Below are 25,768 nucleotides of genomic sequence, written 5' to 3'. Positions count from 1 at the left end.
ATTAGCCGAGGCGCTTAACGCTCATCACATCCTTGATCTGCTCAACACGCTTTGACACACGAGAGAACACTTCGAGGTTGGTCACTTCCAAATCAAAATCCATGATCGACATTTGACTACGGTAGTCAACGCGACTCTTCATACTGGTGACTTTGATTTTTTCATTGGCAAATAGCGTCGTAATGTCTTTCACTAAGCCCCCTCGCTCCATCGCCTCGATACGTACAGTCAAAATGTACGAGCCGACGAAACCACTGCCCCAAACCGTATCAATGATCCGCTCTGGTGCATGAAGGCGTAGCTCTTCAAGCTGTTCGCAATCGCTACGGTGAACAGAAATTCCTCGTCCTTGAGTGATGTAACCACTGATTTCATCACCCGGGATCGGTTGGCAGCAACGCGCTAGGTGCGTCATGAGGTTATCGACCCCTTCTACCACGACCGCATCTTTCTTCGGACGACTTTGCGCTGGCGCTCTGTTTTCTGCTTCTTGCAGTTTTTCTAGCGCTTGCTGATCTTCTTCTTCCGCCGTCGGTTTATTTACCAAGGCATTGATGTGGTTGATGATCTGGTTGATGCGCAAGTCACCACTACCAATACCAACATACAATTCATCGGCGCTATTAACGTTAAAGCGTTTCAGTGCGTACTGTTCCGCATCTTTTAACGTCGCCCCGATTTTCACCAGCTCTTGTTCTAGGATCTCACGGCCTGCTTCAAGGTTCTTCTCACGGCTTTGCTTACGGAACCATGCATTGATTTTTGCTCGTGCACGTCCTGAATGAACAAAACCCAGTGATGGATTCAGCCAGTCACGAGATGGATTCGGCTCTTTCTGAGTGATGATTTCAACCTGATCACCCATTTGCAGCTTGTGCGTAAACGGGACGATACGTCCTGCAACCTTGGCCCCAATACAACGATGACCGACTTCTGAGTGGATATGATAAGCGAAATCAAGAGGGGTCGCCCCCATTGGCAAATCAACGACGTCGCCACGAGGGGTAAAGGCATACACGCGATCATCGAATACTTGACTACGCAGCTCATCCAACATCTCTCCAGAGTCGGACATCTCTTCTTGCCAATCGAGTAGTTTACGTAGCCACGTGATCTTCTCATCGTAACCGCTGCGACTGCTTGCACCTTCTTTATATTTCCAGTGTGCAGCAACGCCCAGCTCCGAGTCTTCATGCATATCTTTGGTGCGAATCTGGATCTCGATGGTTTTGCCTTCAGGCCCAAGAATCACTGTATGGATAGATTGGTAGCCGTTTGGTTTTGGATTGGCGACGTAATCGTCAAACTCGCTTGGCAGGTGTTTGTATTTGGTATGAACTACACCAAGTGCGGCGTAGCAATCTTGAAGTTTGTCGGCGATGATACGCACAGCTCGTACGTCAAATAATTCATCAAAAGCCAGACTCTTCTTTTGCATTTTGCGCCAGATACTGTAGATGTGCTTTGGACGGCCACTGACTTCTGCATTAATGCCACACACCGTCATCTCTTGAGTTAGATCATCAACAAAATCTTTGATGTACTGTTCACGGACGATACGGCGTTCAGATAGCTGCTTTGCGATCTGTTTGTAAGTTTCGGGTTGTTGATAACGGAACGCGTAATCTTCAATTTCCCATTTAAGCTGACCAATACCAAGGCGGTTTGCTAGTGGCGCATAAATATTGGCACACTCTTTTGCCGCCGCCCGGCGAATTTCATCCGGCGCTTTTTTCACTTCAATCAGGTTACTGATTCGCTCTGCAAGCTTAATAACAACGCAGCGAAAATCATCCACCATCGCAAGCAACATGCGGCGAACGTTATCAACCTGAGAAGAGGCAGCACCACCTTCAAGAGTGACATTCAGCTGACCAATTGCGGCCATCTCGTCAACGCCATCGATCAACTTAATGATTTCTTTACTGTAAGCTTCTTCAAGCGCTTCACGCTCAAATGCCCCGGCAGACACTAATGGGAAAAGCTGCGCTGCCACTAAAGTGGCTTTATCCATTGACAGAGTGATCAGGATTTCAATCATTTCCCGACCACGCCATAACAGTAATTGCGCTTGTTCGTGATCTTTAAGAATGGTTTCGCACTGACGATAAACCTCAGTTAGCCGATTTGCTGTCTTAGGTTCTTGGTTCAAACTGGCAATCCACTTTTCCAGTTCAAACTGTTCGTCTTGATTTAAGTGTGCGCTTCTTACCGCAACCATTATATTTCGTCCTAGTTTTTATTCTGTTTATTATGACTAACCAACGTCTCTGTTAGTTCGTGAGTTTTTCAAATAATGCCATCGATTCTAAATGGCTGGTATGCGGAAACATGTCTAACATACCCAGTTTAGTCAGTTTAAAACCCTGTGCCAGCAAGCTCTGACTATCTCTGGCTAAAGTAGCAGGATTACAAGAAACATAAACGACTTTTGTCGTACCCAATTCGGATAACTGCGCTACTATACCATCAGCACCAGCTCTAGCTGGATCGAGCAGTACTTTATCAAATTTTTCTTTCGCCCATGACTGAGCAGACATATCTTGTTCCAAATTTGCTTGGTAAAACGTGGCATTGGTTAGATTATTGAAAACCGCATTCGCTTTAGCTTTTTCAACCATTGCATCCACCCCTTCAATACCGATAACTTGCTGCACTTGTTTTGCCATCGGTAAACTGAAGTTGCCTAAACCACAGAACAAATCTAACACGCGATCATGCTCATCTAACGCAAGCCAAGTCAGAGCTTGCTGGACCATTTTTTCATTAACGCTCTGATTCACTTGGATGAAGTTATTTGGCTCAAATGGAATCGTAACTCCAGATTCACAATAATGTGGTGGCTCACCGCACTCACGGTTGAGCTCATCGTTGCTTGGCATCAAATATAACGAAGCCTGTTCTGACTGAGCTAAAGCAAGCAACGCATCATGATCTTTTTGTTGAAGAGGTCGAGAGTGACGTAACACAATCACACGAGAATTGTCGGCTTTAACCAGTTCAACATGACCAAGGTGCTCCTGATGAGAAAATGTCTTCAAAACGTCATAAATTGGCAGCATCAGTTGGTTCAATTCAGGTTCGAGCACCGGACAACTGGTTACATCGACAATATCTTTGCTTTGCTTTTTACGAAAACCAAATTTCAGCGTTTTGCTTTTCTTATCTAGCATCACACTGATTCGAGCTCGGCGGCGATAGCCCTTATCACAAGTAAAAATGGGATTTTCCAACTGAGCCGATTGCCCAGCAAATTTTCGCATCAACTGGCCTAGCGTTTGTTGCTTGTGCTCTCTTTGTTGTTCGATCGCTAAATGCTGTAAGTCACAACCACCACACTCATGATAATGTGGACAAAATGGCTCCACCCGCTCAGCACTACTCTGTTGAATTTTGATCAATTTCGCTCGAGAAAACTTACTTTTACTTTCGGTCAGCTGCACCAAAACCTGCTCTCCAGGTAAAGCCCCCTCGATAAAGACTGGCTTTTTATTTTGATAAGCGATACCAGCACCATGATGGTCGAGTTTTTCTACCTGCATCGATTGGTGTTTGGTATTGAGTTGAGTTTTCTTCTTCGGTTGGAAAAAACGCGCCATGCTAAATGCCTATAATAATTGCGATCAATTGCTGCCTAAGCGTCACCTTTTGACGCTTGAATCATTGTATGAGCCGAGTGAGTTGATTATGCTTATCGTTTCGACGGCTTCTTTTTGAAGTTATTTTCCCATATCCATACCGTGATGTTTAGACAATAATGACCAGATATGGCTTACGCGCCCGCGTTATTACTCTTACCCTAGCTCCAACTCTGATTATCGGCTTGTTATTGAGTGCTTTTTTCTCATTTAACCGCTATCACGATTTGGAAAAGCAAGTCATTAATTCTGGGTTGAGTATCATTGAGCCTCTTGCCATTGCCAGTGAAGATGGTTTGAAAAATAACAGTCGCGAGTCGGTTCGACGCATTATCAGCTATGCTCATCGTAAGAATTCTCAATTTATACGCAGTATTGCGGTATTCGATAACAATCACGAACTGTTTGTTACCTCCAACTTTCACCCCAATTTTGAGTCACTCACTTTTCCAAGTGATCAGCCAATCCCGCTACATATTGACTCCCAGTTGCGAGACAATACCCTAATATTAAAAGCCCCTGTTTTGGCAGAGTCTGGAATTATTACCAATCAACAAGGGCAAAATAATAACGCTGCATTGGGTTACATCTCCGTCGAAGTGGATTTGTCTTCGCTACGACTACAACAATACCAAGAGGTATTCTCCGCCTTTCTTGTTCTGCTTAGCGGCTTAGGGTTATCAGCCTTCTTCGCTTTTCGCCTGATGCATGACGTTACTCGACCGATTTCACATATGAAAAATATGGTGGACCGCATACGTCGTGGTCACCTCGATGTTCGAATCGAAGGCAAGATGCATGGTGAACTCGATGCGCTCAAAAACGGCATCAATGCCATGGCAGTATCGCTATCGGAATACCACGTAGAAATGCAGCACAGTATCGATCAAGCAACGTCTGACCTGCGTGAAACGTTAGAGCAGCTTGAGATACAGAACGTGGAACTCGACATTGCTAAGAAACGTGCGCAAGAAGCAGCACGAGTGAAATCTGAATTCTTAGCCAATATGTCTCACGAGCTGCGCACGCCATTAAACGGGGTAATTGGCTTTACGCGTCAAATGCTCAAAACCAAATTAACCAACAACCAGACTGATTACTTACAAACCATTGAAAAATCAGCTAATAACCTGCTTAGCATCATCAATGACATTCTCGACTTCTCGAAACTCGAAGCTGGTAAATTGGCCTTAGAAAATATTCCGTTTGAGTTCCAAGAATCGTTAGAAGAAGTCGTGAGCCTACAAGCCACCAGCGCTCATGAGAAAGGATTGGAACTGACTCTGAAAGTTGACTCCAAAATCCCAACGGGCTTGGTGGGCGATCCGCTTCGCATTCAACAAGTACTGACCAATTTAGTCGGTAACTCCATTAAATTTACCGAAAAAGGCAATATCGACATCAGTGTCGAGCTTCGCTCACAAAAAGAAGACATCGTGGAACTGCAATTTATGGTTCGCGATACGGGCATTGGTATATCAGAGCGTCAACAAGCCCAATTATTCCAAGCATTTAGTCAAGCTGATGCCAGTATTTCTCGCCGTTATGGTGGTACGGGACTAGGTTTGGTTATTACCCAAAAACTCGTTGGACAAATGGGCGGTGAAATCAGCCTAACCAGCCGTCTGCACCAAGGTTCCACTTTCTGGTTCACCCTTCGCCTACATTCGACAATCATGCCAGTCAGCGATCCAATCGAAGCACAAATTCTCAACCAGCGAACACTGCTTCTGATAGAGCCGAACATGCAAGCTGCATCGGTAACCCAGCAATTGTTACTGCAAGAAGGATTGAACGTCACCTACCGCTCTTCAATGCCAGAAGAGTTGGAAAGCTATGACTATGTTCTGCTCAACCTTGCACCAAATAAATCGAATGAATTTGAGTTGGTCGAACAATGGGTTGAAAAAGCGCTTGAAAGCGCCGCACAAGTGGTTGTTGGTACACCAAGTACTGCGCTGGCATTATCCGATCACCTGATCCAGAAATATCAAATTCATTGCATCACTAAGCCTCTTTCTCGACGCAAACTGTTGCAAACTCTGGTGGCTAACCATGAGATTTTACCGGAGATCGAAGACGCTGAATGCACAGTAGAAAAACGAGATACGCTCCCACTGACCGTCATGGCCGTCGACGATAACCCAGCAAACTTAAAACTGATCAGTGCATTGCTCCAAGAGCGTGTTGAGCGTGTGATTACCTGCACCAACGGCCTCGATGCCGTAGAACAAGCTAAAGTGCAGCGTTTCGATATTATTCTCATGGACATTCAGATGCCACACATGGACGGAGTAACCGCTTGTGGCAAAATCAAACAGACTGAGCTTAATGCGCAAACTCCAGTTATCGCAGTCACAGCCCACGCAATGACTGGTGAACGAGACAGACTGCTTCAAGCTGGAATGGACGACTACCTCACCAAGCCGATAGAAGAGCACGTACTACAACAAGTGTTGATGCACTGGAACCCTTATACCGCATCAAATGAGTTCGAAAAAATCGATCTGGTCTCACAACCCGATCCTATCGTTCAGGCTCATATTGCCAGCGTTGAGCACAGCAATATCATCATTGATTGGCAAGCAGCATTGAAGCAGTCGGCAAATAAAGAAGACTTAGCACGCGATATGCTACAGATGCTGATTGACTATATCCCCGAAGTAAGTCAGGTCGTCGAAGTGGCCTTAGAACATGATGAGCCTGATATGGAACAGCTGACCCACCATATCCATAAACTGCATGGCAGTTGCTCTTATTGCGGAGTGCCAAGACTTAAGAAAGTTTGTGAAACATTAGAAAAAGCGCTTCGCTCCAACGCATCGATCGAAGAGATTGAGCCAGAACTGTTTGAGCTTCAAGATGAGATGGAAAAGGTAACAGCGAGTGCTAAGCCTTATTTAAGCTAAGTAGAATGTTTTATTAAGGGGAGCATTCACTTCCCTTATTACTCATTCTTTCGCTGAAAAAACGAAAGTTGTTTTTATTTGCTTGTTTCACTGAATACATGGCTAAGTCTGCCTGATGGATCAGCTTTTCTAATTCCATCAGGCCACGCTCATGAATGGTAATCCCTAAGCTGCACCCGACCTTTATCTTATGTTCTTGATAACGACAAGGTAAGTTCGCTGCCTTAACTAACTCCGTTGCAACCGACTCCAATAGTGGTCGTTCTACCTTAGATAAAATCAGATACACCACAAATTCATCACCACCCATTCGTCCGATGACACCAGGCACACTCACCCCATCAATGATACAAGAAAATCGCTTGGCAATATCTGCTAATACCGCATCTCCCGCCGCATGACCAAACTGATCATTGACGGCTTTGAAGCCATCTAAATCAATCAGAAACAAAGCGATACTCTGCTCGGAAGAGTATGCGTGCTCTAAGAATTTCTCGCACCCTAAACGGTTTTTTAATCCGGTCAGCGTGTCTTGTTCTGCAAGGTTTCGATAGTGCTGCTCCCAACGTTCAATTTGAGTTCGTAACTCCCTTTCTCTCTCTATCGCTTGACGAGAGCTTTGAATAAACGTGTTAATGCTGTGCACTACCACTCCAAGCTCTGTATTTTCATTGTCTCGGTCTATTGGGATCATTTCCGCTTGCTCTGGTGTCGTTTCATAGACGGACTTGGACAACTTCGTCAATGGTCGCCCCACGACCTTATTGAATACGAACACTAAACCGATCAAGGTAATTAAAAACATCACAATAACAGCAATGAGCCGTTCAAATACCCCTGCCAGTGCTTTTTGTCTTAAGACACGATGGTCATTGTGTATCTTCAAATGACCAATCACCTCTCCATTAATAGGCGAGTACAAATTGTATTGGTTAGCATGCGACCAAAAATTTGGTTCTTCATCAACAGGAAAGCCTGCAAAAAACAGAACTTCACTTTCTCCTTCAATACGAACTGCATCAATTTCTTCATGCATTAACAGCGCTTCCATCACCTCGGCCGCTATTTGTTCATTTTGGACATAAACAGCAATGGCGGCAGAATTGGACAAAGAGAGGGCTAATTTACGTTCTAACTCTTTATGATTTTTATCAGCTTGTACAAAACCGCTTGGCACCATAATCATCAAAATGATCGCCAAGTACATACAAGCCAGAACGGTCACGGCTTTTAGCAATTTGTGAGAAAGAGAACTTGTCCAAGGTCTATTCATCGATTTTTAGCACTACCTTTACACCTGAATCTAAAGAAGGCGGTTCCAACATGTAACCGATGGCTTGGGGGTTTTCCTGCAACTTAATCAGCAACTCTTCATTTGAATGGATATTCTCCGGCGCACGCATCCGCCCAGAAAATTTTAGTTTTGCCCAATAAGCATTAACTTGGCTTTCTTCCATCTTTGCCACTCGGTAGAAAAAACGCTGTCGCCCTTCGCCATGTCGATCGAGCACTTGATTGACATATAAAGTCCCCAGCACTTTTTTCCTCCCTAAATAGAGGTCTGTTACGTCTTCCAATTCCAATTTCCCTACGGCACTATTTGCATTCACTACAACGTAGATGTCTGCTGCAACAAAGCTGGGCACTAACAACAGGAGCAGATAAAAATACTTCATACCTCCCCCTTAAAAAATGAAGTTCATGTTCAACGTTAGCACCAGAGCATCTCGCTCTCCCCCTTGTCTAGATGATGGCGTCGCCCACAACCCATAGCCAAATGGTTCTATCTCGACATAATCAAGCTGCGCTTTCACAGCAACCTGTGATGCAACATCCCAACGTAAACCAAGACTGTATGTTGATTGTTCGATACGTACAGAGTTAATGCCTGCAATCGCCCCTTCTTGTAAAGGTACTAGCGCAGGATTAAACAAGGACCAATCAAGTGCTTTTTGATACGGCGCTTGATCAACGTGAAATACCCCGTACATCATATAAGGGGTTAGTCGTTCAAAAGCCTTACCCAACAGAACGTATCCACCATAGCCTTGCGGTATCGAGTTTTTATCAGTCGTAATTCGAAACAGCTCGGATTGTGCAGTCCATTCACTATCAAAATAAGTGACAGCGGCTTGTAAATACGTCACCTCTTCATCATCAAGAACTAAAGCATCGTAAAGAGAAGCGGCATCTTCACTTAATAACGGGATGTTGCTATTGGCAACTTGAGCAAGTTGATTTTGTAGTGATTGTAAGGAAGGACCATTGTTGACAGAAAGAGAGCCTACGTGGGCATAGGATAATTGCCAGCGCCACTTATCTTGCTCAACTTCAAATGAAAGAGAGAGGACATCTTTGAGCTTAGCTCGATACTTTTCCTGCAGCTCTGGAACCTCACCCATCTGGGTAATGCGTCCATATTCAGCACTTGCCGACCAATTCAGATTGGCATTATTGGAATAGTAGGTAAAACCAACCCCATCAAGCGAGTTAAATACAATGCCACCATACAATTCTTGAGGCGGTCTAACCCATAAATGGGCATAGTCGATATGACGGCTATCTGCGGCAGCATAAGCACTGACTCCCACTCTACCAACTCGAAAATCCCAGTTTTCATTAGGCTCGTAACGAACAAACGCGAGCTCAGTCATTTCATCTAAGTCGTAATCGATACTGTTATCCAGTAGCCATTGCGAAGTGATGGACCAATGATGGTCGAAGGTAAGATCCAGTTGAACGCCGACATTGGAGTCATTGTTGAATATGCCATTGTCCTCGATATCTGCACTTCGAGTGATATCGCGTCGATATCCTAAATCTGCTTCATTCTCATAGGTATAACCCAAAGTACCAAAACCGGAGACAGACCAATCCACAGCATGAGCTGACGAACCAAATAGCATAAGTCCCACTGCAAAAGTCAGTGCCCACAATTTCTTAGGCATGTATTGCTATCCTTATTGATTGTTAGTCAGAACGCTTATTGTTGCGTTACATATCAAGAATAGCAGTTCTTACCTAGAGCACGTTGTAATCACAAAGTTCATGCCATAGATAGAAGAGTTAAATGTGTGTGTGTGGGGGGGGGGGGGGGGGCTTTGCGATTAGGAAGTGATTACATGAGATAATGCAACTGATCAAAAAAATGCCGCTCCTGTAAGTGAGCGGCATTTTTATCAACAAGCAATTACTGCCAATAAAAGACAACAAGCAGAATGAATGCAATCAGAAGTAAACCAAACCAAGGAACTTTACGTCGACCACCTTGCTTGGAAGCACAACCTTTGTCATTGTCACAGCATCCCATATCAATAATTCTCCATTGATAACGCTCAATTTTAAAGCCATTATACGGCTATATCTTTGTTCAGTTGGAAAAAAACGTGTCAGACAAAGTCAAAATCACATCCAGTCACTGGGTTATTGTTGTTGCGCTTTTAGCCGCAGCTCTCGCTTGTTACCTGCTCGTTGAGCCGTACGTCAACTCCATTATTATGGCGTTTATTATTTCACTGCTCATGTTCCCGATACATGAATGGCTAGAGCGTAAACTGCCTAATCATCCCAATATCGTCGCATTTCTATCTTGTGTGGTACTGACCTTTATTATTGTCATCCCGCTACTGTTTGTCTTTGCGGCCATCGTTCAACAAGGGTCACTGTTCTCACAAAATATGTACCAATGGGTCACTCATGGTGGTATCCAAACCGTCTTTGAACACCCTTGGGTGGTGAAAGGGTTATCTTTGGTGAATACCTATCTGCCTTTTGATGAAATTGACCCTCAAGAGATTGCACAGAAAGTGGCGCAACTGGCCACCTCATTTGGCTCGAATATTGTTGGCATCAGTGCAAAGATCCTTGGCGATGCCACCAGCTTCCTGATGAATTTTTTCTTGATGTTGTTTGTTTTGTTCTTCTTATTGAGAGATCACGACAAGATCATCAGCGCGATCCGACATATCTTACCGCTCTCACGCAGCCAAGAAGACAAGCTCTTATCTGAAATTGAACAAGTCTCCAAGTCAGCCGTTATGGGCTCGTTTCTTACTGCCATCGCACAAGGCCTTGCGGGTGGTATCGGCATGTGGCTAGCAGGCTTCCCAGGTCTGTTCTGGGGAACTATGATGGGATTTGCGTCCTTCATTCCTGTGGTTGGAACCGCTTTAATCTGGATTCCCGCGACCATCTATCTATTACTCACCGGCGATACAACGTGGGCAATCTTCTTAGCTGTGTGGAGTATCGCAGTTGTAGGCTCGATCGATAACCTATTGCGTCCACTCTTGATGCAAGGCAGTGCGGGAATGAATACGCTGATGATTTTCTTCTCACTGCTCGGTGGTATTCAATTGTTCGGATTAATCGGCTTAATATACGGCCCGTTGATCTTTGCCATTACTATGGTTTTATTCAATATTTACGAAGAAGAGTTCAAAGGTTTTCTCGATCAACAAGATCGCAGTTGATGACACCATAGACTAAGCACTTCAAGCAAAGGGAGGATTGTGAGAGAATCCTCCCTCTTTTGTATTTACTGAGCATGCTATGTCTGCCTATATCGCCCCCAGTCAAATTACTGAACGCCAACTTGCTTATTTTGAAGGCAAACATGTGTTGGTCGCTGGTGAAGCGGAAGATCTCTTCCCGCTTGAGCTAACGAAACACTGTGAGTCTGTCAGCATTTTCACCACCAATTACGGTTACTACCGTCAAGTTAGTGCTTACTCTCAGTTGAATTGCCATTTCGGTGCAGCGTTTGATGGCGACTCTCAAGCAGATATGGTTTTGCTTTATTGGCCGAAAGCAAAAGCAGAAGCAGAATATCTATTGGCCATGCTAATGGCAAAATTAGGCCAGAATACGGAAATCGTCGTCGTGGGTGAAAACCGTTCTGGCGTAAAAAGCGTCGAGAAAATGTTTGCTCAGTACGGCCCTATCAATAAATACGACTCAGCCAGACGCTGTTCATTTTATTGGGGGCAGTGCACCAATGAGCCAGCACCCTTTCATTTAGAAGAGTGGTTTAAACACTACCAAGTTCAATACCAAGACAACACCCTGCACATTCATAGCTTACCAGGCGTCTTTAGCCATGGTGAATTTGATGTGGGCAGTAAACTCCTATTAGATACCTTGCCAAAACTCAATGGAAAAGTGCTTGATTTTGGTTGTGGTGCAGGCGTTATCGGAGCAGTGATAGCAACGTTAAATCCATCAATAGAGCTTGAGATGTGTGATATCAGCGCCCTTGCCGTGGCTTCAAGCCAAGCAACCTTAGCTGCTAATGGTCTGTCAGGCCGAGTCTTTGCATCAGACGTTTATTCAGACTGTGCAGATGATTACCAATTTATCATCAGTAATCCTCCTTTTCATTCAGGGCTTGATACCAGCTACAGCGCCACCGAGTCACTACTCGCCAATGCACCCAAACATCAAAGTGCCGCTGGACAGTTATTTATTGTGGCAAACAGCTTCCTCAAATACCTACCTATCATCAATCAAGCATTTGGTAATTGTGCGACGTTAAATAAGACCAACAAGTTCGCTATCTACCACGCTCAAAAATAGACCTCTTGCCCGATAATGCTTCGATTATTGGGCAAATTTACCAAATCACACAAAAAGTTTGCGCTACTTCACACGCTTTACCGTCTACTTACTTGTCAAAGTAAAAAAACTCGTTAATTTTGTCACTTTAGGATTACTCTATTTTATTTTGACGCGTTTTAACGTCGTTTCTCACGGAAAGTTAGACTGAATCATGTTCAAGTTGTATAGAAAACAAAGATTTAAACGTTTGCAGAACACTCTAATGCTGGCGTTTTTAGTTTTGAGCATAACCCCACTGACTGTCATTGCTCTGTTCTTTTTGCAGTCACACAGTAAAGATCTGCAAGAACAAAGTACCTCCCACCTTGTTTCGGTTCGCGATAGCAAAAAACAACAAGTCGTTGACTATCTATTTTCAAAAGAGTCAGAGGTGATGGGATTTGTGCGCTCTGAGCTTGCAACCGCAAGTGGTGGGCATTTTTATGGCTTAGTCAATGCATTCAGAAACTTAGGACTTACCATTGAAGAAGCTCGTCAATACGCACAAAAACGTTATATTCCCGGCTCTGGCGATAAAATTAAAACGTCAATTTTGCCCCAATCAACAGAGTACAATGCCTCAGAGCGGTACCGTCTGCTGCACAAACGTTATCATTGGGCCTATTTAGAGCTATTAAAGCGCTCTGATTTTGACGACATCTTGCTAGTTGACCGTGACGGCAACGTGACCTACTCCATTTATAAATACGATAACTACGGTACTAACCTGCTTAATGGTAAATATAAAGATGCCAACTTAGGTAAAACTTTCCAAAAGCTCAAAGATCAAGTTGCAGAGAAACGCAGAAGTAATGAAGACTACACGCCAGTGGTGATTTCAGACTTCTCTCCAGAACAAGGCAAAATGGTTGCTTGGCTTGGTGCCCCAATCATTCAACAAGGCTACCTACATAGTTACGCAATGTTCCGTTTGCCAAATAACGCCATCACTAAGCTGATCGCAGACAGTAGTCAAACATCGCAAATGCGCACCTTGTTGGTCGGAAGTGATCATCGCTCCAGAACATTAGCCCATGAGCAAACGGATATCGACAAAAGTGCAGAGGTGATCAATCTGGCTCTCCAAGGCTCCACCGCCTTTGGCACTTATACCAATACCGTTGGTGAAGATACGATTGCAGCGTACAGTCCAATTTCCTTTAAGGGTGAGAATTGGGCTTTGGTTGTTGAGGTGCCAGAAAAAGAAGCATTTGCCCGCGTGCATCAGCTTGAAACCCTCTTCATCTTCGCAATGTTGGTCGCCATTGTTATCGTTGTGATCGCCTCACATTATCTCTCGAATTTCATTACCTCCCCACTCCTCAAACTCACTTGGGCGGCGGAAAAGGTCTCCGCGGGTGATCTTGAAGCGGATATGATCAACACAGATCGCAAAGATGAAATTGGCCGCCTAGCGGTCAGTTTTGAGCGTATGCAACGCTCTATTCGCGAGAAAATGCAGTTAATTAAAGAGCAAAATGGGGAGCTTGAAAGCAACCTCAAGCTGATCCAGAAACAAAATGAAGAGCTGCAATTAGCAAACAAACTCAAAGACGAATTTCTTGCAACCACATCTCATGAGCTAAGAACGCCCCTACACGGCATGGTTGGGATCGCTGAAGCTTTAGTCTCTGGAGCAAATGGCCCAATCACGGCAGATCATAAGTATCAACTCGACATTATTATCAGTAGTGGCCAACGTCTCGCAACGCTCGTTGATGATCTGTTGGATTACCATAAAATGCGATATGGTAACTTGGATATTCAAACAAGTGCCGTTAACCTTGCAAGTGCAACACGCTTGGTATTGGAACTTTCTTCTCACCTTCTTGGCAGCAAGCCTATACGTATTATCAACCAAGTTGCTAGCGAGACCGTTTGGGTTTCTGCCGATCCGCAACGCTTAGAGCAGGTGCTGTATAACCTAGTTGGTAACGCGATTAAATACACCAGCGAAGGAAAAATTGTTATTTCAGCAAACGTTGTTGATGACAAGATCCGCGTACAAGTGGTTGATACTGGCCAAGGTATACCAGCAGAGCAACTCGAACATATTTTTGAACCATTAATCCAAGCGGGTCATGATACCAGCCGTTACCGTCAAGGCGCAGGGCTTGGACTTTCAATTAGCCGACAACTGATTGAACTGATGGACGGCTCTCTTTATGTCAGCAGCCAACCCATGGTTGGAACCACCTTTAGCTTTACCCTTCCTCTGGCGAGCGAAGAACAAATCATTCAAGCAAGCCACAGTGAAGCCTCGCACTTCCGAGCTCCCGATGTTGGTGATATCGAAATCCAAGAAACGAATTGCCTACCTGAAAATCCTGATGGCCCATTACTGCTGGTAGCAGATGATGAACCAGTCAATTTAAGAGTTTTGGACAGTTTCTTGCGTCTTGAAGGATACCGCGTTCGTACTGCGAAAGATGGTCATGAGGCGCTCGATATCATTGAACAAGAGAAACCTGAGCTGCTTCTGTTAGACATCATGATGCCCGGACTCAGCGGCTATCAGGTCTGTACGACCTTACGTGAAAAATACGATCACTCTCAATTGCCAGTTATCATGCTCACGGCTCTAAACCAGCCAGATGATCGCATTCGTGGTTTTGAAGCAGGGGCGAATGATTACCTCACCAAACCGTTTAATAAGCGTGAACTCGCCGCTCGTATCACCGCTCACCTGACAGCCAGTAAGGCAGAGTTACGACGTATCGAAAATCAACAACTGCAAAACGAGTTGAAACAACGCGCTATCGTAGAAGCCAGCTTGCTTGAAACGCAAGGCAGACTGTTAGAGCAACTCGAGTCCGCCCCTGAAGCGATTGTTTGTATCCGAGACGACAATAAGATTCGATTTGTTAACGAGGCTGCATCGCGCCTATTCCGTCGTAGTCCTGAGCAGCTTAAACGGTCACGAGCGGATGAAATCATTGCACCTAAGTTCCTCAATGTCGAGCAAGAGCACTACTGCGGCAACATCGATATATACGTTGAAGATGTGCGCCAACATGTCTCTGCCGATATACTCAGACTACCTGAAGGCGCAGACCTGAAATTAATGTACATCTTTAATGTTGGTGGTGGGGTTAATGTTGCGCGCATCCATAATTTGGAAACCGCTATTGAAGCACTGTCTAGTTTTGCTTTTGAAGGAGACAAAGCGAAATTACAACAACTGAAAGAGCTAGGGGGAGAATTTACCCGCCTTGCCGATAAAGTTTCCGGAGAAAGCCAGTCTAAACACGACATCATGCGTGAAGTCTTGGTTGATGCAATGACCAGCGCTCTCAATTACTGGGAAGGCGTAACTGGGCAAAGTAAATTTGCTTTTGCTGAACAAAGCGGATTATGGCGCGTGTATCTTGATCGAAGTACGCTTCAAACTCGAACGTTAGATAAATACTTACGGGTCGAGACACTTCCTAAAACGCCACGCTGGCGAACCGTTTTAAGTTCATTGGACTACATCCTTGAACACTGTAAAGAGCAAGGTCCTGAGCGCACACATATCGAGTCTTTAAGGGATAAACTTCAGCATCTTCTCACTAGCTAAAAAGGTTCACTTCACACAAAAAAGCCCGCTATATTTAAGCGGGCTTTCTATTATCGATTATGTATATGAAGTGGTTAGGAAGAAAATTAATATTGCTCCAGAAACTCAAGAAACCACTTTAAGACTCTGCGATAACTTTGGCTTTCTCATCCTCTGCTTCGAGTTGATGCTGACGTCCTAACATCAACAAACATGGGGTCAGCACTAAGGTCAACAATGTCGCAAATGCAAGTCCACCCGCTACTGCAGTTGCTAGCTGGGACCACCATTGTGTACTTGGGGCGCCAAACTCAATCTTCTGATTGATCAGATCAATGTTCATTTCAAGCACCATCGGCAGCAGGCCAAGGATCGTGGTTACCGTCGTGAGTAAAACAGGCCTTAAACGCTGCACGCCAGTACGCAGGATCGCCTCACGCTTATCTAATCCTCTTTTGCACAGCTGGTTATAGGTGTCAATCAAGACAATATTGTTATTCACCACAATACCCGCCAGAGAAATCACCCCGATACCAGACATGATGACGCCAAATGGTTTCTGGAAAATCAATAAACCCGCAAACACGCCGACCGTAGAAAACAATACCGCACTTAAGATCAAAAACGACTGATAAAAGCTATTAAATTGAGTGATCAAAATCAGCGCCATCACCACCAGTGCTACCACAAATGCATTCATCAAAAAGGCCTGTGAGTTCTCCTGCTCTTCATTTTGACCACGAATTTTAAACTCAACACCCGCAGGTAAATCGAGCTCAGATAGCGCCTGCTCAATACGCGGTAATTCCAACGCTAAGTTATACCCTTCTTGTATGTCTGCCATGATATTGATGACTCGATGGCCATCGACACGCTGAATCATGTCTTGTTTTTGTTCAGGTACAATGCGGGCAAAGTTCGTGATGGGGACCATCCCTGCTGCAGTTTTCACTCGTAGCTCATCAAAGCGACCAATATCACGCTTATCCTCTGGATAACGGACCAAAATATCCACTTCTTCGGTTGCATCATCCGGTAAATAATCACCGATTTTCAACCCATTAGTCACGAACTGGACCGTATTGCCAACCGTTGTTGCATCAGCGGCAAATCGAGATGCATCATCGCGGCGAATATCAATTTGCCAGTCGATCCCTTCTTTACTACTGCTATCACTGATGTTTTCAAACGCAGGGTTATTGTCTGCCCAATGTCGCACTACCTTCGCAGCCATATCGAGTTGCTCGTGCAATTGCCTAGTTGACATCTCAATCACCAGATCGTGTTCAACAGGAGGCCCAGCATCCGGGAATTTGTACTCAATTTCGACACCAGCGAATTGATCCGTGCTCTGCTTTAACTCCTCAATGATCGCTTTCACCTTACGACGATATTGCCAGTCCACTGGGGTGATTTGGATTTGACCAATTTCATCATTGCCGCCCGTACGGGTATAAACACTTTCAAATTCATCTTGACCAAGCATCACTTGTTCAATCTCTCGCATGATCACATCTTTTTCATTGATAGAGAGATCACCATAAGAGCGCACTTTCACAGTAAAAAATGGCGGATCCACTTCAGGGAAAAACTCAGCCCCCAAGCCTGCTTTGTAATAAGTGCCTCCGACCCCAGCGGCTAACAAAATCGCACTGAGCAAAATTTTCCAAGGATGGCGAAGGGCGATATCTAACGTATGGTAATAAAGCTTTGTGATCCCAGTTGCTTGGGAGAAATCACCATTATGCAGTGCGACCATCATAGTCCGGTTGGTCACACTCACATTTTGCGGCCGCCCAATGAGCCCACCCAATACCGGAACAAATAGCAAAGCCATTAACAGTGAAGCGGATAAAGTTGCGATTAAAGTCAGTGGCAAGTATTTCATAAACTCGCCCGTGATATCGGGCCAGAATAGCAACGGGGCAAATGCCGCTAACGTAGTGGCGGTAGAAGCGGTAATAGGCCAAGCCATGCGTTTCGCAGCATCACGATAAGCGTCGCGCCGAGGCGTGCCCTCTTGCATTCGCCGGTCCGCAAATTCGGTGACAACAATGGCACCGTCCACCAGCATTCCTACCGCCATGATTAACGAAAACAGCACCACTATATTGACCGTTAACCCAAAGACCGAAAGAACCAATAGTCCCGTAAGAAAAGAACCAGGGATCGAGATACCCACCAACGCCGCAGTTCTCAAGCCAAGAATCGCAATAATAACGATCACCACTAAAATAATGGCCGACAGAATATTGTTCTGCAGATCATTAAGCATCATCTTGACGTCTTTGGATTGATCCCAAGTGTATTTGATCAACAAGTTATTTGGCCATTCTGGACGCTGTTGCGCTTCCTCCAACACCGCCTTAATCAGTTCAACCGTCTCAATACTGTTTTCACCAGCACGCTTTTTCACATCAAGCACAACGGCTGATTTTCCATCTAAGCGTGCAAAGCTCTCAGGATCTCGAAATGCTCGTCTTACCGTGGCGACATCTCCAAATGTAATCACTTGCTTGCCATCAACCTTTACCGGCAATTCAAGCACGTCTTTCAAAGAGTCAAACACCGACGGCACTTTTACCGAGAAACGTCCATACCCCGTATCTACAAACCCAGCAGCCACAACTCGGTTATTCAACGCAATTAAATTGTAGATGTCACCTTGATCCAGCCCGTAGCTTTCCATCAATAATGGATCAACGATGATTTCGACGATGTCTTCCCGATCCCCGGCAATATCAACTTCCAGGATTTGACGATAGCTTTCCAACTTATCGCGTAACTGACGTGCGATCTGCACGATGGTACGTTCCGGCACGGTACCATACAGTACCACCGACAGTGCAGGCTCTTCAGAAGCTAAAGTCACCTCATTCACTGTTGGTTCATCGCTATCAGCAGGCAGCCTTGGCTTGGCAAGATCAACCGCTTCCCGCACATCCGCCATCGCCTTGTCCAGATCCACGCCAACCGAAAACTCCAGCATTACAGAAGCGTGCCCCTCTGCTGCCGTAGCCTTCATCTCTTTCACACCTTCAATTGAGCGAAGTTCTTGTTCAATAGGTCGAACAAGCAGCCGCTCTGCATCAATTGGAGAGATCCCTTGGTGCCCTACAGAAACATAAATAATGGGGATCGTAATATCAGGACTCGATTCTTTAGGTATGGTGATGTAAGTACCAATACCAGCAATCAAAATAAAGATAAGTAGCGTGACCATTGTACGAGTGCGCGATAACGCCGCATCAATGACTGAATACATACGCCCTCCTAGTTGGCTTGCTTAATCGCAATGACACTATCACCATCACGTACAAAGCCTTGTCCGGTGGTAATGATATCCACTTGCTCACCAAGCCCAGTCAACCACACTCCATCTTGCTCAGCTTTCACCAGTTGAATAGGCACAAAATGCACTTGGTCGCTTTGAAGTGTTTTAACGCCAAGGTTACCCGACTCGTCCAGCGCGAGCATCGCAGGGGTAACTTTGACTGCAAGTTTGCTTTGCAAGTTGAGTTCAACTTCTGCACTGATCCCAGCAGGAATGCGTTGCTCTGGGTTATCGATTTCAATTTCGATAGGAAACGTATTGGTTGATACTGATGAAATTCGCGAAATATAACGAAGGGTCCCTTGCACCGTTTTTCCATCAATAAACCTGACTTGAGCGGCTTGTGCCGGTACTAGGTTCTGGATATGTCGCTCACTCACATCCGCCTCAATCACCACTTTGTTCAAATCAATTAACCGCGCCACAGGATCGCCAACGCCAACAAAATCTCCCGTTTCGATGAACAGGTGATCCACAATGCCATTAAACGGTGCTTTAGTTTGGGTATTACGCAATGCCAGCTTCGCATTGCTAACCATCGCTTTAGCTTCAACCAACGCCGCCTGCGCCGTTGAAAAAGCAACCTCTCCTTGCAAACCTTTATTTTTCAGCGACTGAGCGGCTTTAAACTCTTTCTCACGAACTTTTAGCATCGCCTGAGCCCGTTCAAGCTGCATCGGTAGATCACCTTTATCGATCACGGCAATAACTTGGCCTTGCTTAACGCTCTGGCCTTTATCCACCATTAGCTGCTGAATTTTTCCAGCAAACTCAGCCCCTAAACGGGCCAGCTTATCCGGTGCCGTCCGACCATAGAGATCAATTTTCTTAAATGTAGGCTCAGCGACAAAAGTTTGATAAGCCACTTTAGCTAAGGGAATTTCTTGTTCCGCTTCTTTAACTGGCGTTTCTTCCGCCTGTAAGGAGCCAAACCCTAACCAGAGTGATAGGAACGTAATGAGGATGATAGAGATGAGGTATGGCCGCAGCGCCAACTGCTGAAAAATAGACAATCTAGACATAACATTCCTTTGTACACACAAACGAAGACCGTGAGAAATACTGCGTCTATGCTTCCTAATTATTATTTATGCAATCAGTGTATAAACTACGCTTATGCTTGCCATCTAGCAATTCACCTATGTCTCAATTTTAAGGTTTCGTGATATAAAAAAGCCGCGTTCATCACGCGGCTTATCAATCATCAAAAGTGCTTAAACGCTAAAGGATGCACCACAACCACAAGTGGTTGTCGCATTTGGGTTGTTCACAAAAAAGCGGGAGCCCTCTAGGCCTTCGGTATAATCCACTTCTCCACCAATCAAGTATTGTAAACTCATTGGGTCAACCACTAAGGTTACGCCGCAATTTTCAATCGTCATGTCACCTTCATTGACGTTTTCATCAAAGGTAAAACCGTATTGAAAACCACTACAACCGCCACCGGTGATATATACACGTAGCTTTAGCTCAGGATTCTCTTCCTCTGCAATCAGCATTTTCACACGACTTGCTGCAGCGTCTGAAAAAGTTAATGGGATATTTACTTCGCTCACTACGACCTCTCTCACTGGTGTCTACCTGTCTGTTGGAGGATGATTTCATCCACCGCAGGGGATCTCTTTTTAAATATACCGACTGATTATCTAATACCTGACCGAAGCGTTCAAGTATTCACCATCTTCTTAAGCAAAATAGACCAACTTTTCTGTTAATTTGCCAATAATCGCGAGGAAAGTGACCAGAATGTGGTGCAAAACGTTTCTCGCAACGGCTGTGACAGGTACAATGCCCGCCAACTTGGTCCGAGCAATCAAAAGAGGATATTTCAATGACCAAATCAGCAGAACTCTATCAAAAAGCGCAGCAGACCATTCCGGGTGGTGTTAATTCTCCAGTGCGTGCTTTCAATGGTGTGGGTGGTTCGCCAATTTTTATTGAACGAGCTGACGGCCCATTGGTTTTCGATGCTGATGGTAAAGCGTACATTGATTATGTTGGCTCTTGGGGTCCGATGATCCTTGGTCACAACCACGCGGTTATTCGTGAAGCGGTGATTGATGCTGCTCAACGTGGGTTAAGTTTTGGTGCGCCGACCGAAATGGAAATTGTAATGGCGGAACTGGTTTCTGAATTAGTCCCTTCTATGGAACAAGTTCGTATGGTGAGCTCGGGCACAGAAGCAACAATGAGCGCAATCCGATTGGCTCGTGGTTATACAGGCCGCGACAAAATCATCAAGTTTGAGGGCTGTTACCACGGACACGCCGACAGTCTTTTAGTAAAAGCAGGCTCCGGTGCACTCACACTGGGTCAACCAAGCTCTCCTGGCGTACCAGCCGACTTTGCCAAGTACACGTTAACTGCAACATTTAACGATCTTGACTCAGTGCGTGAATTGTTTGCCGCTAATAAAGGGGAAATTGCTTGTATCATCGTTGAGCCTGTTGCGGGCAACATGAACTGTATCCCACCAGTAGAAGGCTTCCACGAAGGTCTGCGTGAAATCTGTGATCAAGAAGGCGCACTTTTGATTTTTGATGAAGTCATGACTGGATTCCGCGTAGCATTAGGCTGCGCTCAAGGTCACTACAACATCAAGCCTGATCTCACTACGCTTGGTAAAGTGATCGGTGGCGGCATGCCTGTAGGCGCATTTGGCGGCCGTAAAGAAGTGATGCAGTACATTGCTCCAACAGGTCCGGTATACCAAGCTGGGACGCTCTCAGGCAACCCTGTTGCAATGGCTGCAGGTTACGCGTGTTTGAATCTGTTGAAAGAAGAAGGTAACGAAAAACGCCTCGCCGCTAAAACCAAACAACTTGCCGATGGCTTCAAAGAACTCGCAGATAAGCACGGCATCCCATTACTAGTAAATCAAGTGGGTGGTATGTTCGGTTTCTTCTTTACTGATCAAGAACGTATTACGTGCTACGAAGACGTGACGAAGTGCGATGTTGAGCGCTTTAAGCGCTTCTTCCACCTGATGCTTGATCACGGTGTATACCTTGCGCCTTCAGCCTTTGAGGCAAGCTTTACCTCTTTAGCTCACGGCAGTAAAGAAATCGACGCGACCTTGGAAGCCGCTGATCGTAGTTTTGCCATCATGGCACAAGAAATCTAAAAAATAAGCAGCTCATGGCCGCTTATTTTTCAAAGATGACCGTCGCTACTGCATAGCGACGTTCATCTGAGATGGATAGGTGAATACTGGATATTTGCATTTGCTGTGATAACTCAAGCGCTTTACCTGAAAGCGTCAGAAGTGGCTTACCATGTTCATCATTGGAAATAATGAAGTCATGAAAGCTCACACCATGAGCAATCCCCGTCCCTAAAGCTTTAGATGCTGCCTCTTTGGCTGCAAAGCGCTTAGCCAGATAACGAGACTGTTGTTTGAGCGCTCGAAAGCTCTCCAATTCAGGTTGAGCAAGAATGCGTTCTGCAAACGCCTCTCCAGAGCGGTTAAGCGCTTTCTCTACACGTTCAATTTCAGCAATATCCGTCCCTAAACCTACAATCGCCATACTTATTTACGTGCCGCTTCCATGATCGCTTTCATGTCCGTCACGGCTTTTGCTAGGCCATCGAATACAGCACGACCGATAATAGAGTGACCAATGTTCAGTTCAAAGATCTCTGGAATAGCCGCAATCGCTGCTACATTGTGGTAAGTCAAGCCATGACCTGCGTTTACCGTGATCCCTTGATCCGCCGCATAACTTGCACCAGCAGCGATTTTTTTGAGTTCGTCTTGCTGATCTTCTTCTGTTTCTGCATCTGCGTAATGACCTGTGTGAAGCTCAATAAATGGTGCACCACAAGCTTTAGCTGCATCGATTTGCTCACGATCCGCATCGATAAATAGAGAAACTTTAATCCCCGCATCAGTCAGCTTTTGTGTTGCCGCTTTCACTTTCTCAAGCTGACCAACAACATCAAGGCCACCTTCTGTTGTTAGTTCCTCACGCTTCTCAGGAACTAAACACACATATTCAGGCTTAGTATTGAGTGCAATCTCAACCATTTCATCCGTCACGGCCATTTCCAAATTCATTCGCGTTTGAAGCGTTTCTCGTAAAATGCGCACATCACGGTCCAGAATATGACGACGATCTTCACGTAAATGAATCGTGATCCCATCAGCACCTGCACGTTCAGCAATTTCAGCCGCATGTACAGGATCAGGATATTTAGTACCACGCGCATTACGCAGCGTCGCAATATGATCGATGTTCACACCTAGATAAATTGAGCTCATTTTCCAATACTCCTTGCGTTGGGAATGCTTGTCTGGGATAGAAAGAGTTCCCGGCTTTTTAGTGGTTTGCCGCCAAGATACGGCTTTAATGCCATACGTGTAAAGCGTTTTGCCGCTTTTAACTGCTCTTTTGTTGTAAAACGGCGCTCACTGATGGCAATGAGCTCATTACCATAAAAAGTTAAGTTATCTCGACGTACCGAAGCAATAAACCCCTTTTGCTCACGATAACGGTAAGTCATATCAGGTTCGACAGGTTCACCACTACCAGCACAGTGCAGAAAATCTACGCCATACCCCATGGCTGAAAGTAATGCCAATTCGAAACGCCGTAGTGCTGGCTCTGGGTTATCACACTGAGCAAGTTCAGTTAATGCGTGGAGATAATCATGAAATAGCGCAGGCATGGGAACTTCCGCTACCAAGACACGCCCAATTAGCTCATTGACATACATAGCAGAGTACAAGTTGATGCCAAATAAGGGTAAACCAAGGCTTATCGGCTCAGCTTGGCGTAATGTCTTCATTGAACCTTGCCCTGACCACTTAAGTAATAAGGGCGTAAAAGGTTGTAATGCTCCTTTCAGATTCGAACGCTTACTTCGTGCCCCTTTCGACATTAAGGTGAGACGACCATATTCTTCACTAAAAACATCAAGGATCAGGCTCGACTCGCTGTAAGGGCGACGATGCAAGACAAAACAGCGCTGTAATCCTTCTGAAGACATAAACTAAACTCAAAAATCCTGTCAAAGGTGATCAAAAAAAGGAGCCTACTGGCTCCTCTTTCTCATATTGCTCGGAGCGAAACGGGATCGCTTTCGCTAACTTATAGATCGTCAATGTAACCCAGAGAGCGCAATGCACGTTCGTCATCTGCCCAACCCGATTTCACTTTGACCCAAGTCTCTAAGTAAACCTTACGACCGAATAATTCTTCCATATCTAAACGCGCTTCTCGACCAATGGTCTTGATCTTTTCACCGCCTTTACCAATCACCATTTTCTTCTGGCCACTGCGTTCAACCAAAATTAGGGCATTGATATGGAAACCATCCGTTTCCGGGTTGTAGTCGAAGCGTTCAATTTCAACCGTAACTGAATAAGGCAGCTCTTCACCAGTAAAACGCATCAGTTTTTCACGTACGATCTCAGAAGCCATGAACCGCTGAGAACGATCGGTCACATACTCTTCAGGGAAGTGGTGAGTCGCCTTAGGAAGATGGTCACGAACATGCTTGCGTAAAACGTCGATATTTTTGCCATGTTTCGCTGAAATAGGAACGACATCAACAAAGTCCATCTTCTTCGACATCTCCATCATGTGCAGCATCACTTCGTTGCGATCTTGCACGTTGTCCACTTTGTTTACACACAAAACAACAGGGAAGTTCGCTTTTTGAAGCTTAGTCAGCACCATCTCGTCATCGTTAGTCCAATGGGTACCATCGACTAAGAAGAAAACAAGGTTTACATCACTCAATGATGAGTTCGCTGCGCGGTTCATCAAGCGGTTGATCGCACGTTTTTCTTCAATATGAAGTCCCGGTGTATCAACGTAAATTGCTTGGTAATCCCCGTCAGTATCCACCCCCATAATACGGTGGCGTGTAGTTTGTGGCTTACGTGAAGTGATCGAGATCTTCTGACCTAAAATCTTGTTCAGTAGTGTTGATTTACCCACATTTGGGCGCCCAACAATAGCGATAAAGCCACAGTGCTGGTTTTCAGGTGAGCTTACCTCACCGGTTGATGCAAAAAATGCATCGATATCAAATTCGTTATCAGCCATTTGTTAACTGCTCTAGTGCCGTTTCAGCAGCCGCTTGCTCTGCCTTGCGGCGGCTGGTGCCTTTACCTATAACAGGCTGTCCAATACCTGCAACCTCACACGATACAGTAAATTCCTGATTGTGTGCTTCACCTTTAATATTAGTCACAGTATAGACCGGTAATGGCTTACGACGTCCTTGCAAGAATTCTTGCAAACGAGTCTTTGGATCTTTTTGTGACACGCCTGGCTTGATAGCCTCTAGGCGAGTTTTGTACCAGTTAAGGATAATGCCGCGAACCACTTCAATGTCGCTATCAAGATAGATAGCACCAATGATCGCTTCCACAGCATCAGCCAGAATGGAATCACGGCGGAAACCGCCACTTTTCAACTCACCTGGACCTAATTTTAAGTGATCTCCTAGCTCAAACTCTCGTCCAAGCTCTGCCAATGTATTGCCGCGAACCAAAGTCGCGCGCATACGGCTCATGTCACCCTCATTGACTTTCGGGAAACGATGATAAAGATCGTCAGCAATGACAAAACTTAAAATTGAATCGCCCAGAAACTCAAGACGTTCATTATGTTTTCCATTCGCACTGCGGTGAGTCAGTGCCAAATTGATAAGCTCAGCATCAACAAATTGGTAGCCAAGCTTTTTTTCTAGTTTCGATATTGGAGAATTCATACTCTCTCGTTAATTTTTAATTCTCTAAAAA

At 45.1% G+C, this 25,768-nt stretch carries 18 protein-coding genes; 5 read left to right on the top strand and 13 right to left on the bottom strand.

Going from position 1 to position 25,768, the window contains the following annotated elements; all coding sequences use genetic code 11:
* Position 1: 1 nt before the first annotated feature.
* Together relA and rlmD are read right to left on the bottom strand one after the other, a co-directional pair.
* Entirely contained in the window at positions 2–2,221 is a 2,220-nt protein-coding gene (relA, locus tag ACQEXU_RS14905; RefSeq protein ID WP_367988196.1) for a GTP diphosphokinase, read from the bottom strand.
* 52 nt (positions 2,222–2,273) lie between these two features.
* Positions 2,274–3,599: a 23S rRNA (uracil(1939)-C(5))-methyltransferase RlmD gene (gene rlmD / locus ACQEXU_RS14900; protein ID WP_427011423.1), complete on the bottom strand. Its 1,326-nt coding sequence runs from the start codon at positions 3,597–3,599 to the stop codon at positions 2,274–2,276.
* 158 nt (positions 3,600–3,757) lie between these two features.
* Between rlmD and barA the strand changes: the two genes are divergently transcribed.
* Complete coding sequence (gene barA / locus ACQEXU_RS14895; RefSeq protein ID WP_427011422.1) at positions 3,758–6,547, top strand: two-component sensor histidine kinase BarA; 2,790 nt, start codon at positions 3,758–3,760, stop codon at positions 6,545–6,547.
* A gap of 13 nt (positions 6,548–6,560) precedes the next feature.
* Here barA and ACQEXU_RS14890 read toward each other — a convergent pair whose 3' ends face one another.
* From ACQEXU_RS14890 to ACQEXU_RS14880, 3 genes are read right to left on the bottom strand one after another with little or no spacing between them, the layout of a single operon-like run.
* The gene (locus ACQEXU_RS14890) at positions 6,561–7,820 is read right to left on the bottom strand and encodes a diguanylate cyclase domain-containing protein (RefSeq protein WP_427011421.1); all 1,260 of its coding nucleotides are present in this window, start codon (positions 7,818–7,820) and stop codon (positions 6,561–6,563) included.
* Positions 7,813–8,223 (bottom strand): hypothetical protein, encoded by a 411-nt coding sequence (locus tag ACQEXU_RS14885; protein ID WP_367988189.1) that lies wholly within the window; start codon positions 8,221–8,223, stop codon positions 7,813–7,815. The genes ACQEXU_RS14890 and ACQEXU_RS14885 overlap by 8 nt, the downstream gene beginning before the upstream one ends.
* A 9-nt stretch (positions 8,224–8,232) precedes the next feature.
* Positions 8,233–9,495 carry a hypothetical protein gene (locus ACQEXU_RS14880; RefSeq protein WP_427011420.1) on the bottom strand — a complete coding sequence of 421 codons (1,263 nt, stop codon included), beginning with the start codon at positions 9,493–9,495 and terminating at the stop codon, positions 8,233–8,235.
* A gap of 438 nt (positions 9,496–9,933) precedes the next feature.
* Between ACQEXU_RS14880 and ACQEXU_RS14875 the strand changes: the two genes are divergently transcribed.
* From ACQEXU_RS14875 to ACQEXU_RS14865, 3 genes are all read left to right on the top strand, one after another.
* On the top strand, positions 9,934–11,019 hold the full coding sequence (locus ACQEXU_RS14875) for an AI-2E family transporter (RefSeq protein WP_427011419.1): 1,086 nt from the start codon (positions 9,934–9,936) through the stop codon (positions 11,017–11,019).
* Between the two features lie 79 nt (positions 11,020–11,098).
* Positions 11,099–12,121 (top strand): 16S rRNA (guanine(1207)-N(2))-methyltransferase RsmC, encoded by a 1,023-nt coding sequence (gene rsmC / locus ACQEXU_RS14870; RefSeq protein ID WP_427011418.1) that lies wholly within the window; start codon positions 11,099–11,101, stop codon positions 12,119–12,121.
* 193 nt (positions 12,122–12,314) lie between these two features.
* Entirely contained in the window at positions 12,315–15,701 is a 3,387-nt protein-coding gene (locus tag ACQEXU_RS14865) for a response regulator (protein ID WP_427011417.1), read from the top strand.
* 118 nt (positions 15,702–15,819) lie between these two features.
* Here the strand turns inward: ACQEXU_RS14865 and ACQEXU_RS14860 are convergent, their stop codons facing one another.
* The 3 genes from ACQEXU_RS14860 to erpA all read right to left on the bottom strand — a co-directional run bounded on the left by ACQEXU_RS14860 (position 15,820) and on the right by erpA (position 20,570).
* Positions 15,820–18,945: an efflux RND transporter permease subunit gene (locus ACQEXU_RS14860; protein ID WP_427011416.1), complete on the bottom strand. Its 3,126-nt coding sequence runs from the start codon at positions 18,943–18,945 to the stop codon at positions 15,820–15,822.
* An 8-nt stretch (positions 18,946–18,953) separates the two neighbouring features.
* Positions 18,954–20,036 (bottom strand): efflux RND transporter periplasmic adaptor subunit, encoded by a 1,083-nt coding sequence (locus ACQEXU_RS14855; protein ID WP_427011415.1) that lies wholly within the window; start codon positions 20,034–20,036, stop codon positions 18,954–18,956.
* Positions 20,037–20,228: 192 nt separating this feature from the next.
* Entirely contained in the window at positions 20,229–20,570 is a 342-nt protein-coding gene (gene erpA / locus ACQEXU_RS14850) for an iron-sulfur cluster insertion protein ErpA (RefSeq protein WP_367988181.1), read from the bottom strand.
* Between the two features lie 275 nt (positions 20,571–20,845).
* On the opposite strand from erpA, the gene hemL reads away from it, so the two are divergent.
* A complete protein-coding gene (gene hemL, locus ACQEXU_RS14845) occupies positions 20,846–22,138 on the top strand; it encodes a glutamate-1-semialdehyde 2,1-aminomutase (RefSeq protein WP_367988180.1) in 1,293 nt (430 codons plus the stop codon).
* Between the two features lie 22 nt (positions 22,139–22,160).
* Here the strand turns inward: hemL and acpS are convergent, their stop codons facing one another.
* The 5 genes from acpS to rnc form a co-directional block, all read right to left on the bottom strand.
* Positions 22,161–22,541 (bottom strand): holo-ACP synthase, encoded by a 381-nt coding sequence (gene acpS, locus ACQEXU_RS14840; protein WP_367988179.1) that lies wholly within the window; start codon positions 22,539–22,541, stop codon positions 22,161–22,163.
* A 2-nt stretch (positions 22,542–22,543) separates the two neighbouring features.
* Positions 22,544–23,275, bottom strand: a complete 732-nt coding sequence (gene pdxJ, locus ACQEXU_RS14835) for a pyridoxine 5'-phosphate synthase (protein ID WP_367988178.1) — start codon at positions 23,273–23,275, stop codon at positions 22,544–22,546.
* Positions 23,272–24,003, bottom strand: coding sequence for a DNA repair protein RecO (gene recO, locus ACQEXU_RS14830; RefSeq protein WP_367988177.1), 732 nt, complete (start codon positions 24,001–24,003; stop codon positions 23,272–23,274). The genes pdxJ and recO overlap by 4 nt, the downstream gene beginning before the upstream one ends.
* Positions 24,004–24,104: 101 nt before the next feature.
* Positions 24,105–25,067 (bottom strand): GTPase Era, encoded by a 963-nt coding sequence (gene era / locus ACQEXU_RS14825; protein ID WP_427011414.1) that lies wholly within the window; start codon positions 25,065–25,067, stop codon positions 24,105–24,107.
* Positions 25,060–25,737 (bottom strand): ribonuclease III, encoded by a 678-nt coding sequence (gene rnc, locus ACQEXU_RS14820; protein ID WP_427011413.1) that lies wholly within the window; start codon positions 25,735–25,737, stop codon positions 25,060–25,062. Before rnc ends, era begins: the two co-directional genes overlap by 8 nt.
* Between the last annotated feature and the right edge of the window lie 31 nt (positions 25,738–25,768).

It is taken from the genome of Vibrio sp. TRT 21S02 (assembly GCF_050113675.1).
Lineage (GTDB): Bacteria > Pseudomonadota > Gammaproteobacteria > Enterobacterales > Vibrionaceae > Vibrio.
Note: the sequence above shows the minus strand (reverse complement) of the source record. Positions and strands in the feature narration are given on the sequence as shown.

What these genes read in the sequence shown, in the direction of transcription:
- relA (WP_367988196.1), bottom strand. Translation starts at nt 2,221, where the DNA reads ATGGTTGCGGTAAGAAGCGCACACTTAAATCAAGACGAACAGTTTGAA.
- rlmD (WP_427011423.1), bottom strand. Translation starts at nt 3,599, where the DNA reads ATGGCGCGTTTTTTCCAACCGAAGAAGAAAACTCAACTCAATACCAAA.
- barA (WP_427011422.1), top strand. Translation starts at nt 3,758, where the DNA reads ATGACCAGATATGGCTTACGCGCCCGCGTTATTACTCTTACCCTAGCT.
- ACQEXU_RS14890 (WP_427011421.1), bottom strand. Translation starts at nt 7,820, where the DNA reads ATGAATAGACCTTGGACAAGTTCTCTTTCTCACAAATTGCTAAAAGCC.
- ACQEXU_RS14885 (WP_367988189.1), bottom strand. Translation starts at nt 8,223, where the DNA reads ATGAAGTATTTTTATCTGCTCCTGTTGTTAGTGCCCAGCTTTGTTGCA.
- ACQEXU_RS14880 (WP_427011420.1), bottom strand. Translation starts at nt 9,495, where the DNA reads ATGCCTAAGAAATTGTGGGCACTGACTTTTGCAGTGGGACTTATGCTA.
- rsmC (WP_427011418.1), top strand. Translation starts at nt 11,099, where the DNA reads ATGTCTGCCTATATCGCCCCCAGTCAAATTACTGAACGCCAACTTGCT.
- ACQEXU_RS14865 (WP_427011417.1), top strand. Translation starts at nt 12,315, where the DNA reads ATGTTCAAGTTGTATAGAAAACAAAGATTTAAACGTTTGCAGAACACT.
- ACQEXU_RS14860 (WP_427011416.1), bottom strand. Translation starts at nt 18,945, where the DNA reads ATGTATTCAGTCATTGATGCGGCGTTATCGCGCACTCGTACAATGGTC.
- ACQEXU_RS14855 (WP_427011415.1), bottom strand. Translation starts at nt 20,036, where the DNA reads ATGTCTAGATTGTCTATTTTTCAGCAGTTGGCGCTGCGGCCATACCTC.
- hemL (WP_367988180.1), top strand. Translation starts at nt 20,846, where the DNA reads ATGACCAAATCAGCAGAACTCTATCAAAAAGCGCAGCAGACCATTCCG.
- acpS (WP_367988179.1), bottom strand. Translation starts at nt 22,541, where the DNA reads ATGGCGATTGTAGGTTTAGGGACGGATATTGCTGAAATTGAACGTGTA.
- pdxJ (WP_367988178.1), bottom strand. Translation starts at nt 23,275, where the DNA reads ATGAGCTCAATTTATCTAGGTGTGAACATCGATCATATTGCGACGCTG.
- recO (WP_367988177.1), bottom strand. Translation starts at nt 24,003, where the DNA reads ATGTCTTCAGAAGGATTACAGCGCTGTTTTGTCTTGCATCGTCGCCCT.
- era (WP_427011414.1), bottom strand. Translation starts at nt 25,067, where the DNA reads ATGGCTGATAACGAATTTGATATCGATGCATTTTTTGCATCAACCGGT.
- rnc (WP_427011413.1), bottom strand. Translation starts at nt 25,737, where the DNA reads ATGAATTCTCCAATATCGAAACTAGAAAAAAAGCTTGGCTACCAATTT.